At 63.3% G+C, this 12,272-nt stretch carries 8 protein-coding genes; 6 read left to right on the plus strand and 2 right to left on the minus strand.

Annotated features, from left to right (window positions below):
* The first annotated feature begins 284 nt into the window (after positions 1 to 284).
* The 5 genes from IE053_RS03795 (at position 285) to IE053_RS03815 (ending at position 10,570) form a co-directional block, all read left to right on the plus strand.
* Positions 285 to 3,152: a ribonuclease E/G gene (locus IE053_RS03795; protein ID WP_189572051.1), complete on the plus strand. Its 2,868-nt coding sequence runs from the start codon at positions 285 to 287 to the stop codon at positions 3,150 to 3,152.
* Positions 3,153 to 3,199: 47 nt separating this feature from the next.
* Positions 3,200 to 4,489: a NupC/NupG family nucleoside CNT transporter gene (locus IE053_RS03800; protein WP_189572053.1), complete on the plus strand. Its 1,290-nt coding sequence runs from the start codon at positions 3,200 to 3,202 to the stop codon at positions 4,487 to 4,489.
* Positions 4,490 to 4,578: 89 nt separating this feature from the next.
* Entirely contained in the window at positions 4,579 to 5,943 is a 1,365-nt protein-coding gene (locus tag IE053_RS03805; protein ID WP_189572056.1) for a M48 family metalloprotease, read from the plus strand.
* Between the two features lie 29 nt (positions 5,944 to 5,972).
* A complete protein-coding gene (locus IE053_RS03810) occupies positions 5,973 to 6,752 on the plus strand; it encodes a DsbA family protein (protein WP_189572071.1) in 780 nt (259 codons plus the stop codon).
* A gap of 536 nt (positions 6,753 to 7,288) precedes the next feature.
* Positions 7,289 to 10,570: a TonB-dependent receptor domain-containing protein gene (locus IE053_RS03815; protein WP_189572074.1), complete on the plus strand. Its 3,282-nt coding sequence runs from the start codon at positions 7,289 to 7,291 to the stop codon at positions 10,568 to 10,570.
* Between the two features lie 161 nt (positions 10,571 to 10,731).
* Here IE053_RS03815 and IE053_RS03820 read toward each other — a convergent pair whose 3' ends face one another.
* Entirely contained in the window at positions 10,732 to 11,535 is an 804-nt protein-coding gene (locus IE053_RS03820; RefSeq protein ID WP_189572077.1) for a thiazole synthase, read from the minus strand.
* Between the two features lies 1 nt (position 11,536).
* Positions 11,537 to 11,770, minus strand: coding sequence for a sulfur carrier protein ThiS (thiS, locus tag IE053_RS03825; RefSeq protein WP_189574704.1), 234 nt, complete (start codon positions 11,768 to 11,770; stop codon positions 11,537 to 11,539).
* A 28-nt stretch (positions 11,771 to 11,798) separates the two neighbouring features.
* Here thiS and IE053_RS03830 point away from each other — a divergent pair, with 28 nt between their 5' ends.
* Positions 11,799 to 12,272, plus strand: a complete 474-nt coding sequence (locus tag IE053_RS03830; protein WP_189572080.1) for a type II 3-dehydroquinate dehydratase — start codon at positions 11,799 to 11,801, stop codon at positions 12,270 to 12,272.

Genomic DNA, 12,272 nt, shown 5'->3' on the forward strand with positions numbered 1-12,272 from the left:
GCCGCCCGGTCTGCCCGGCGGGCTTGCTTCGGCCCCCGCAAGGCCCGACCTCAGGTCGCCGGCGACGACGGAGCTTCCCGGTGCCTTTCCCGGCACCAAACCTAACACGCGCCACCCCGGACATTCGGGAGTGAGTGCATCCGAAAGACACGCGATGGCCTTGACGAGACCTCACACCGCGATCCGCCCCATGGGCGATCTGCGCGAGGCTGTCCGGCCTACCGCCCTCACCCGATCAAGGATCACGGCTGGCCCGGCGTATCGCCGCAGCCGCGGAGTAATTCATGCCCAAAACCATGCTGATCGACGCTTACCACCCGGAGGAGACGCGCGTTGCCGTCTGCCAAGGTGGCAAGGTCGAGGACTTCGACTTCGAGTACGCCTCCCGTAAGCCACTTCGAGGGAATATTTACCTGGCCCGGGTCACCCGGGTCGAGCCCAGCCTTCAGGCCGCTTTCGTCGAGTATGGCGGAAACCGTCACGGGTTCCTGGCGTTCAGCGAAATCCACCCTGACTACTACCAGATTCCGGTCGCAGACCGTGAAGTCCTGCGCAAGGCGGAAGCCCTGGAGGTCGAGCTGGCCAAGAAACTGGCCGAGCTGAACCAGGACGCCGATGCAGACGACATCGACCCCGACGAAGACGACCTGAGCCCCAAAACCGACCTGGACGAGGCGCAGGACGTTGATCAGGACGACACTGAGGCCGGGGCCGCCGATACGGGCGATGGCGAGGAACTACCTGCCGACTATGCCCCGGGCACGGACGAGCAGGACACCGGCGAATGGCACGGCGCCGACGAAAGCCTCCTCGAGGTGGTCGGCGCGCCTTCCGACGCAGCCTCCACGACGGACGATGACCAGGAGCAGGGCGACGCGCCGGATGCTTCCGCCGCCCTCGACATCGCCATCGAGAACGCCCTCAGGAGCTCCGAAGACGAGGTCGTCGTGAATGCCGAAGACGCTTCGGCTGACGAGGATGGCACCGCCTCTTCCACGTCCAGCGCTGACGGTGAAAAGGACGGCGAGCAGGAACTGTCGGAGGAAGAACTGGCCGCCCGCGAGCGCCAGAAGGAGATCGACGAGCTTCGCGCGCGCTATGAAGAGGCCAAGCGTGAACGCAACCGGCTCCTGCGCGCTTACAAGATCCAGGAAGTCATCAAGCGTCGCCAGATCATGCTGGTGCAGGTCGTGAAGGAGGAGCGCGGCAACAAAGGCGCGGCCCTCACCACCTATCTCAGCCTCGCAGGCCGTTACGGCGTCCTGATGCCAAACACGGCGCGCGGCGGCGGTATCTCCCGCAAGATCACTTCGCAGTCCGACCGCAAGCGCCTGAAGAAGGCGATGAGCGAGCTCGACATCGCGCCGAACATGGGCCTCATCATCAGGACCGCCGGCGCGAAACGCTCGAAGACCGAGATCAAGCGCGACTACGACTATCTCAACCGCCTTTGGGAGACGATCCGGGAAAAGACCCTGGAAAGCGTCGCGCCTGCGTTGATCTATGAGGAAGCGAGCCTGATGAAACGGGCCATCCGCGACCTCTATGACAAGGACACCGAGCAGATCATTGTCCAGGGCGACGAGGGCTACCGTGAAGCGAAAGACTTCATGAAGATGCTCATGCCGTCCCACGCCAAGAACGTGCAGCGGTACAAATCGGACATCCCGATCTTCCTGAAATACAAGGTCGAGCAGCAGCTCGATGAGATGTTCCAGCCGGTCGTGCAGCTGAAATCCGGCGGTTACCTCGTCATCCAGCAGACCGAGGCGCTCGTCTCGATCGACGTCAACTCGGGCAAGGCGACGAAAGAGCGGAACGTCGAGCAGACCGCGCTCAAGACGAACTCCGAGGCTGCCGTGGAAGTGGCGCGCCAGTGCCGCCTGCGCGACCTTGCGGGCCTCATCGTGGTCGATTTCATCGACATGGAGGAGAACCGCAACAACCGGGCCGTGGAGAAAAAGCTCAAGGACGCGATGAAGAATGATCGCGCCCGCACGCAGATCGGCTCGATCAGCTCCTTCGGACTTCTCGAAATGTCCCGCCAGCGCCGTCGCTCCGGCATCGTGGACGGCACCACCCAGGCCTGTCCGGTCTGCGAGGGAGCTGGCCACGTGCGCAGTCATGAGATGGCCGCACTCCGTATCCTGAGAGCTGCGGAAGGCGAGGCAGCCACCGGCAAGCACGGTCTCATCACGGTGAAGACCTCGACCGACGTCGCGCTCTACATCCTGAACACGAAGCGTGCATGGCTCGACCGGATCGAAAAGGTCTATGGCGTCAAGGCCAATGTCCTCGCCGATAGCGGAAAGTTCGGTGACCAGTACGAGGTCGCCGCCTCGGGCAGCCCTTCCGAAGCCGTGTCGCTGAAAGACACGATCGGCGATGACGGACCGCTCTCCGACTTCGAGGCGCCGGAGCTGCCGGGAGACAAGAGCGCGAAGGACAGTGACACCGCCTCTTCCTCCGATGACGAAGACAGCGACGACAAGCCCAAGCGCCGCCGTCGCCGTCGCCGCCGCCGGAAAGGCGACGCCGAGGACCGTGCCGAGGACGGACAGGAGAACGCCAAGGCCGACGACGAAGACGGTCAGTCTTCCGAGGACGCAACCGACGAGGCGGAAGCGAAGACCTCGGACGAAGTCGAAAGCGCAGACGAGGACGCTGATGGCGAGCCCAAGCGCCGCCGCCGTCGCGGACGCCGCGGGGGCCGACGGAACCGCCGCAAGTCCGAAGCCGCCAATGAGAATGGCGAGAACGCTGGTGACAATGGTGACGCTGACGATCAGTCGGCAGACGGGTCTTCCGACGACCAAGCCGCAGCGAAAGCCGATGACGGGGCGGAACCGTCCGAGGAGCCCAAGACCGAAGCGCCTGTAGCCGAAGCGCCTGCCGAGGACGGAAAGGCTGCCGAAGCCGACGCGACCGCCGAACCGGCGAACGACGAAGGCCAGACTGAAAGCGCGGACGACGCGCCGTCTACCGAAGCCACGGAACCTGCAGAAGTCGAAGCGACCGAAGCCGAGGACGAGCCTGAGCCTGAGCCCCAGCCCGAAGAGGCTCCGCGCCCCGCCGCGATCAGCCGTGAAGACACCAGGTCCGATGGCCCGCGCAGGCAGGGCTGGTGGCAACGCGCCTTCAACAAGAACTGAACTGACTGCGGCAGCCCGCGTGGGCTGCCGCCCGCCGGCCGGGGGGCATGGTGCCTGAGCTTTTCCTTGATCCGCGTTGGCAGAGCCTGATCGGTTTCGCCGTTTTCAGCGCCATTGCATGGGCGTTTTCCGAGCGGCATCTTCGCCTGCCTCCGCTCCGGCGTTTCATCGCCGTGTTCGGCTTCCAGGTCGGTTTCGCCGCGATCTTCCTGCGCATCCCTGCTGCGCGGGAAAGCCTGACCGGCCTCAATTCGGTCGTCGGCGCCCTCCGCGCAGCCGTCGAGTCGGGGACGAGCTTCGTCTTCGGCTATGCTGGCCGCTCCACCGGCCTGCCTTTCCCCGGAGCTGAGGACGGTGGCGGGTTGTTCTTCATCTTCGCCTTCCAGGCGCTGCCTCTTCTGGTGTTCGTGGGCGCGCTGGCAGCGGTGCTCTGGCACTGGGGGATCCTCAAGATCCTCGTCAGGGGGCTCGCCTTCACGCTGACCCGGCTCTTCGGCACCGGCGGCTCGGTCAGCCTCGCCGCCGCCGCGAACGTCTTGCTTGGCCAGACCGAGGCCCCGCTGCTGATCCGTCCGATGCTGGCGCGCCTCACCCGGTCCGAGCTACACGCTGTCATCACCTGCGGTTTCGCCACGGTGGCTGGCACGGTGATGGCCCTCTATGCGATCATCCTTGCGCCTGTGGGCGAAGCGGTGCTCGGCCATATCATCGTCGCCGCGATCATTTCGGTTCCAGCGGCGCTCCTCTATGCCGAGCTGATGGTCCCTCCGGCCGAGGGCGAGACCCCGACCCGCGTCGATGACGAGGATGATGGCGAGGGCTTCAACTACGCAGGGACCATGGACGCCTTCACCACCGGCGCCACGGAGGGCGGCAAGCTCTGGGCCGGCATCGTCGTCATGCTGATCGCGTTCATCGCCCTCGCGGCGCTCGTGAACAACGCCATCTCCGGCATCGAATTCCTCGGCGAACCACTGACCCTCGAGCGGATCCTCGGCTTTGTCTTCGCGCCCCTCGTGTGGCTCGCGGGCATCCCGTGGGATGAGGCAGGGGCTGCCGGCCAGCTCATGGGGATCAAGACGATCCTCAACGAGGTGATCGCCTATTCGACGCTTGCCGAGCTCCCCGCCGACACACTGGACGACCGGTCGACGCTCATCATGATCTATGCGCTGTGCGGCTTCGCGAACATTTCGAGCCTCGGGATCGTCATCGGTGGCCTGTCGGCGATCGAACCCTCGCGCCGTCCCGATATCCTGTCGCTGACACCCAAGGCGCTGATCTCGGGCACCCTCGCCACGCTGTCCTCGGGCGCTGCCATCGGCCTTGTGTATTGAATCGTAACCATGTCGCCAATTTCACGGTCGGAGCGGGACAAGCGCGGGCTCTTCGCGCTACCGTAAGGTTCGTCATGCAGGGTGTGTGGATGTTTCGCTGGCGTTCTTTCGTCCTTCTTTTCGCAGGCTGGGCGTTCTTCTGCGCCCAGGCTTCGGCCCAGGTGCTGCTTCGTGATGCCGAGATTGAAGAGTGGCTCTACGACATGTCGGAGCCGCTCTGGCAGGTCGCGGGCCTGCCGGACGGTTCGGTGGAGATCCTGCTGATCGGCGATCCGACGCCGAACGCCTTTGCCGGCGCGTCGAGCGGCCTGAAGATGGGTATCCATACCGGGCTCATCACCCTTGCCGACACACCCAACGAAGTCGAAGGCGTCATCGCCCACGAAACCGGCCACCTCGCCGGTGGCCACTCGGCCCGGACGGCGGAAGCAATGGCCAAGGCCAGCAAGCCGCGGCTTCTCGGTCTCATGGTCGGCGCAGCGCTGCTCGCTGCCGGGGCGCCTGCGGGTGCCGGCCTCACCGCCATGGGCCTCGGACAGGCCGCGGCGCTCGACACCTATCTCGGCTACAGCCGCGGCCAGGAGAGCGCGGCGGACCAGGCGGGCCTGACCTATCTCGACGAGGTGGGCAGCTCGGCCCGCGGTCTTCTCGACTTCTTCGACGTTCTCAAGAACCAGCAGCTCATCCGTGCGAACCAGCCGCAGCCCTATTTCCAGACCCACCCCCTCGCGGTCCAGCGGGTCGCCCGGCTGCGCAACCGCGCCGAAGCTTCGCCCTATTGGGACGAGCGCGACAGCCCCGAAGAGATCGCGAAGCTTCGCCTGATCCAGGCCAAGATCCACGGCTTCCTCAACGATCCGAACGTCACCTTGCGGATGTATCCGCTGACGGACCAGTCCGACGCCGCGCGCTACGCCCGTGCCGTCGCCTATTACCGCTCGTCCGACCTGCCAGCGGCGATGCGCGAGATTGACCGTCTGCTCGCGGATTACCCGGACAACCCGTACTATTACGAACTCAAGGGCCAGATGCTGTTCGAGCACGGGAAGGCAGCAGACGCGATCGCGCCGCACCGGACTTCGGCCGAGCTCGCCCCCCAGCACGCGCTCCTCAAGATCAACCTTGCCCGAGCGCTTGTCGCCACCGATCGCGACGAGAATGTCGCCGAGGCGATTGGTATCCTCGAAGAGGCCCTGCGTCTGGAGCGGGACAACGGCTTCGCCTGGGCGGTTCTCGCCCGTGCCCGCTCGCACCAGGGGGACGACACGCTCGCCCTCCTCGCCCAGGCCGAAGCCGAGTATCACAGCAATGACCCGGTCGCGGCGCACCGCTTCGCAAGCCTAGCGAAGGACAAGCTGACGGTCGGCACGCCCGAGCACCAGCAAGCCCTCGACATCATCGTCGCCACGGCCGAAATCGCCCAGCAGGCACGCCGCCAGCCTCGCCGGCGCTAAGCCCATCCGAACCTGCCCAAAGGAATTCCATGGCCCTTCGCTCCGCCCTGCTCTTCACCGCCGTTCTCCTGTCCGCATGCGGGGCATCGGCGCCTTCCGGCGCCGAAGCGCAGACCACGCAGATGAGCGACGAGGAGTTCGACCGCCGCCTGCGCGAATCGCTGATGCGCAACCCGGAAGTCATCCTCGAAGCGATCGAAGCGTATCGAGCGAGCCTCGAAGCCGAAGCGGCTCTCGCCACGCGCGAGTCGGTGGCGGGATACCTTTCCGAACTGGTCCGCGGCGAAGCTGGTCACGCCATAGGCGCGTCAGCGGACGAGGCCGATCTGGTCGTGGTGGAGTTCTTCGACTATCACTGCGGCTTCTGCCGGAGCGCTCTTGGAGACGTCCTTGCCTTGGTCGAGGGCGACCCGGGGGTCCGCGTGGTGTTCCAGGAGCTGCCCATCCTGCGCGAGGAATCCCGCGATGCGGCCGAGATTGCGCTCGCCGCCGCGAAGCTCGACAGCGACGCGTACCGCAAGGTGCATCAGGCGCTGTTCCAAGCCAGTGGCGTCCTTGATGACAAAGCGATCGACAACGCCATCAAGCGGGCTGGTCTCCGCCCCTCTACGGTCAGGAAGATCGCCAAGGAGCAGGCAGATGCCATCGACGCTACGGTCGACCGGTCAATGGAAATCGCTCAAGCCATCGGCGTTCAGGGAACGCCGTTCTTCATCGTCGCGAACCCCGACACCGGAACGTTCGACGTGCTCGAAGGCTTTCGGAGCGAGGAGTTCGCCGCCTTGGTCGAGAGCGTCCGCGGCCAGTAAGCACACCTCGAGCACTCCCGAATCAACAGGCCGCCGCAGGCCTGTCTTCGGACCGTCAGTGCGGTGCAGGTGCACTGTACCTGCAACCGGAGGATGGTTAACCGCGCCAATTGAGCATTTTATGCTAATTCATGAGGCGGGCGCGTGGCTCTGATGTTGTAAAAAAACATCATCGAGATAATTCGGGTCGCGAGCGTCGGTTTCCCTCGATCTGCCGCCGGTTAGCGAATTGACAGAAATATAACGGGGTCCATAAGTTTTGCGGAACTGGGACTATTAGGGCGGTAGCGAACTCCATCTGGCACGTCATCGTGCGGGGCATCCATCACCGAAAGAATCGGGCCGCGGGCATGCGGAAGCCGGTTCTGTTCATCGGTCTGGCTGCCAGGGTGCAACCTCCGAAAAGCTCCCGGGATACAAAGAATTGGCCGTAATCTGCGGTCAAGAAATCGGTGGCCATGGGGGTGCAAGTCCCAAGGGTCTCCGGTCGACATTGGTGTCGATAGAAAGGGGTAAACTACGTGAAAACCACTAACATGAGCAGTGCAGAGCAACTGAAGGCTCTCCTCGCGCTCACCACTTCGGTGGCTGCGCTGGGCCTCGGTGCCGCTTACGCACAGGACGGCGACGATCCGGTTGAGATCGCTCCGGCCGTTGAGGATGTGGACTCGGGCGATACCATCGTCGTCACCGGTTCGCGTATCCGTCGTTCGGAAGTCGAGGCTTCTGCACCGATCTTCACCTTCGGCGAAGAAGAAATCCAAGACCGCGGCTTCACCAACGTTGCCGAAGTCCTGAACCAGTCGCCGCTCTTCGGCGGTTCGCTGACGCCGAACGGCGCCCAGAACGGCTTCACCGCCGGTCAGAACCAGGTCAACCTCTTCGACCTCGGCACCGCGCGTACGCTGACCCTGATCAACGGCCGCCGGATGGTTTCCTCCAGCGCCGCTTCGTTCTTCAACGATGCTGGCGGTCAGGTCGACCTCAATACCATCCCGGTCAGCCTTGTTGACCGTATCGAGACCGTTCCGCTGACCGGTGCCGCGACCTACGGTTCGGACGCCATCGCGGGTACCGTGAACGTCATCCTGAAAGACGACTTCGAAGGCTTCGAAGTTCGTGGTCAGTACGGCGACCAGTTCGACGCCAGCGCGCCGAGCTATCAGATCTCGACCCTCATGGGCACCAACTTCGCTGACGGCCGCGGCAACGTGACCTTCTCGGCGGAATACACCCGTGACGAAGGCCTGTTCCTCTGCGAGCGCGAGTATCTCTGCGTCGACGACCCGAACTACGTCAACATCGGTAACCGTGCCCTCGACCTCGATGGCGACGGCCAGGCCGACAACCTTCTCAACGGCACGACCGACATCAACGGCGACGGCGTCAACAACGACGCAATCCGTCTGATCTACTTCAACCAGACGGTCCAGCTGTTCGGTCCGGGTGGTACGGCGTCGACCGCTGCGGTCATCCCGTCGTTCGGCATTGGTGCGTTCCCGGATGGCAACATCTACGAGTTCGACAACAATGGTGAACTCCAGCCTTGCGAACCGGGCATCACGCCTCCGGGTTCGTCGGCCTTCTTCGCCCAAGGCGGCACCTGCGGCATCGACTTCTTCGACAGCGTTGCCCAGATCCGTTCGCCTGTTGAGCGCTTCAACGCGTTCGCCGCGATGAACTACGACATCACCGACAACGTCAAGTTCCGCCAGGACTTCCTGTTCGCGAACACCTCGGGTGAAGAACTCGTCAACCAAGGCGGATTCCAGACCTGGGCCTTCGGTGGCACCTCGGCTGCCCTGACCATTCGGGACGACAACCCGTTCCTGAGCGCTCAGGCTCGTCAGGTCCTCGCCGACAACGGTGTGACGCAGTTCCTGCTGAACCGCTTCAACAACGACCTCGTTGGCCAAGGCGCGAACAGCAACGAGACCTTCGTCTGGCGTGTGTCGAACATCCTCGAAGGCCAGTTCGAGTATGGCGGTCGCAACTTCTACTGGGACGTCTCGGGTCAGTACGGCTCGTCGGACATCACCACGAAGACGTTCGGCATCGTCGACGGTCGCTTCATCAACGCGATCGACGCTCGTGTCGTTGACGACAACCTGCTCCAGGGCATTGTTGACGCCGGTGCTGCTACCGACCTTGACGACGCTCTCGCAGTGCTCCGCGCATCGAACCCGACCGTGGGTCTGGTCGACCGTGGCGACATCATCTGTGGTGCGTTCGCTGACCTTGCTGCTGGCACGCTGACCGGCTTCAACAGCCGAGCATCGGGCGGCGGTGTCACCGACGAAGACCTTCCGTTCCTCGATGGCTGTCAGCCGCTGAACCTGTTCGGCGCCGGCAATGCATCGCCGGAGGCGCTGGCCTTCATCAACGGTGGCACGCAGCAATCGCAATCGTCGAACGAGCAGACCGTCTACGCCGCCAACTTCGGTGGTGAAGCGTTCGAAGTTCCGGCTGGTATCGTCAGCTTCAACATCGGTGTCGAAAGCCGCCGTGAAGTTGTCGAATACGGTCCGGGCATGGGTCAGATCGTTCCGATCACCCGTTCGACGACCGCACGTCCGATCTCGGGTAAAGCTGTCACGAAAGAGATCTACGGCGAGGTTCTCGTCCCGATCGTTTCGCCTGACATGAACATCCCGCTGGTCCAGAACCTCGAATTCACTGGCGCCTATCGCAGCCAGGGCTTCGAAGTGACGGGTCCGGACGGTCAGAAGTCGGACACGGACAGCCAGGTTTACTCGGCTTCGCTCGCTTACGAGCCGACGGACTACCTGAAGTTCCGCGCGACCTACGCAACGTCCTTCCGGAACCCGCCGTTCAACGACCTGTTCTACCCGTCGACGCAAGCGTTCATCTCGGGTGCTGCCCCGTGTGACAACCGCTTCATCGGTGAAGGTCCGAACCCGAGTGTCCGTGCTGCCAACTGTGCGGCTGAGGGCATTCCGGCCGGCTTCGTGTCGAACATCTCGAACGCCACCATCTCGACCGGTCAGCAAGTCGGTAACCCGAACCTGCAGCCGGAAGAAACCAAGGCCTACACCATCGGTGCCGTGTTCACCCCGTCCTTCGTGCCGGGCCTGGAAATGGCGATCGACTACTACAACCTCGAAATCGAAGAGCAGATCAGCTTCCTCGAATTCGACGATCTCGCAGCGGTCTGCTACGACTCGACGGACTTCCCGAACGAGCCGGCATGTTCGACCTTCACGCGGGATTCGAACTTCCAGGTGATCACGGCGTCGGAAACCCCGGCGAACGCGGCCCTCTCGTCGTTTGAATCGGTTACGGCGCGTATCTTCTATGCCCGTGATGTTGCCGACATCATCCCGACGGACCGCGACTATGGTCGTCTGACCTGGAACTGGTTCATGCAGCACAACATCCAGAACGAAAGCCAGGCGACCCCGGCTTCCGAAATCCAGGATGATGTTGGTGACTTCGGAGACCCGAAATGGATCGGCACGTTCGATACCGCTTGGGACTGGGAAAACTGGCGCGTCACGCACCGTCTGCGTTACCGCTACGGCATGGACATCTCGACCATTGATGGCCGCTACTACGCGAAGGACTTCACCCTTCTCGACAATGGCGTCTACCAGGTCGAGATCGACAACAGCCTGGATCCGCGCTGGATCCAAGACGCTGGCGTCGCGTACACGTTCAACGACAAGTACACGATCCAAGCCAACATCCGTAACCTGACGGATCGCAAGCCGAACCGCCAAGAGTTTGCCGCCGGTGCCTTCGGCGTCGACGAGCAGCTTGGCCGTCGCTACACGATCCGCTTGGTTGGCCGCTTCTAAGAGCGCGTCACACCGGAAACTTGGGGCGGGCCTTCGGGCCCGCCCTTTTTTTCTGCGCCCTGTCAGAGCAGAAATTATCAGTCCGCGGCAGGTCAAGGCGTGCAGAAGCGCGGCGCGTGGCCGCGTGCGTCTTCAGGCGCCCGAAGAACTCTCCGTACTGGCTAGCTGATATACCCGCTCGTCGGAGAGCTGGCGGCGCCATAGGTCCTGACGGGCATACGGCCTGCAAGAAAGGCTTCCCGGCCAGCTTCAACCGCGAGCTTCATCGCTCGGGCCATGCGAACGGGATCCCGGGCCTCGGCGATGGCCGTGTTCATCAGCACACCATCACACCCGAGCTCCATCGCGATGGCGGCGTCCGACGCTGTCCCGACACCGGCATCCACGAGGACAGGCACCCGCGCCTGCTCGGCAATCAGCCGGATGTTGAGCCTGTTCTGGATTCCGAGACCGGAGCCAATCGGTGCGCCGAGCGGCATGATCGCCGCGGCGCCGGCATCTTCGAGCCGACGCGCCATCACAGGATCGTCGGAGCAATAGACCATCACGTCAAAACCGTCCGCGATGAGGAGCTCGAGCGCATGGAGCGTCTCGACCATATCCGGATAGAGCGTGTCGGGATCCGAGAGAACCTCGAGCTTCACGAGGTTCCAGCCGCCCGCCTCCCGCGCGAGGCGAAGGGTGCGGACAGCATCTTCCCCCGTAAAACAACCTGCGGTGTTCGGCAGGAAGGTGAAGCGGTCCGGTCTGAGATAATCGACGAGCATCGGCTCGTTCGGGTTTGAAAGGTTCACGCGGCGAACGGCAACCGTGACGATCTCCGCGCCGGCCGCCTCAGCGGCGGCGGCATTCTCGGCGTAGTCCTTGTATTTGCCCGTGCCGACGATCAGGCGTGACCGGAAAGTCCTGTCGGCCACCGTGAAACTGTCAGCGGAGCGCCGTGCTTCCCAAGATCCATCAGCCATCTCAGCCTCCACCGACAAAGCGGACAATTTCGATCACATCGCCGTCCTGCAGCATCTGCGTGTCGAAGGACGAGCGCGCCACGATGGCCCTGTTCCGCTCGACGGCGACCTTGCCGCCCACGATTCCGAGATGAGCGAGAAGGTCTGCCACCGAGGTGCCAAGCGGCATTGCGCGGGTTTCACCATTCACGGTGACCGCGATAGGCAAATCTTTGTGGTCATTCGTTTTGCTCATGCTCACGGAACGCAGCTAGAAGGCCCCGATGAGCACTTCAAGTGACAGCAAGACGATCGCCGTGCTGAATGGGCCGAATCTCAACCTCCTGGGGACGAGACAGCCCGAAATCTATGGTCGGCAGACCCTCGCGGATATCGAGGCGATGTGCGTCAAGCACTCGAAATCAAAGGGTTTTGACCTTCGGTTCCAGCAGACCAACATCGAGGGCGAGCTTGTCAGTATGGTGCAGGAGGCCAGGACCTGTGCCGCAGTCCTGATCAATGCAGCGGGCTATACCCACACGTCCGTCGCCTTGCTCGACGCCCTTTTGACGGTCGACGCACCCGTTATCGAAGTGCACCTCTCAAGTCCCCATAAACGCGAGGCGATTCGCCACCGCTCGGTGATTGCACCGGCATGCACCGGCGTCATTGCTGGCTTTGGGGCGCTCAGCTATCGACTTGCTCTTGACGCTGCCATCGCACTTGTCGATGGCTCCCTTGGAATTACTGAAGGATAA

It is taken from the genome of Parvularcula lutaonensis (genome assembly GCF_014651915.1).
In the GTDB taxonomy this organism is placed as follows: domain Bacteria; phylum Pseudomonadota; class Alphaproteobacteria; order Caulobacterales; family Parvularculaceae; genus Parvularcula; species Parvularcula lutaonensis.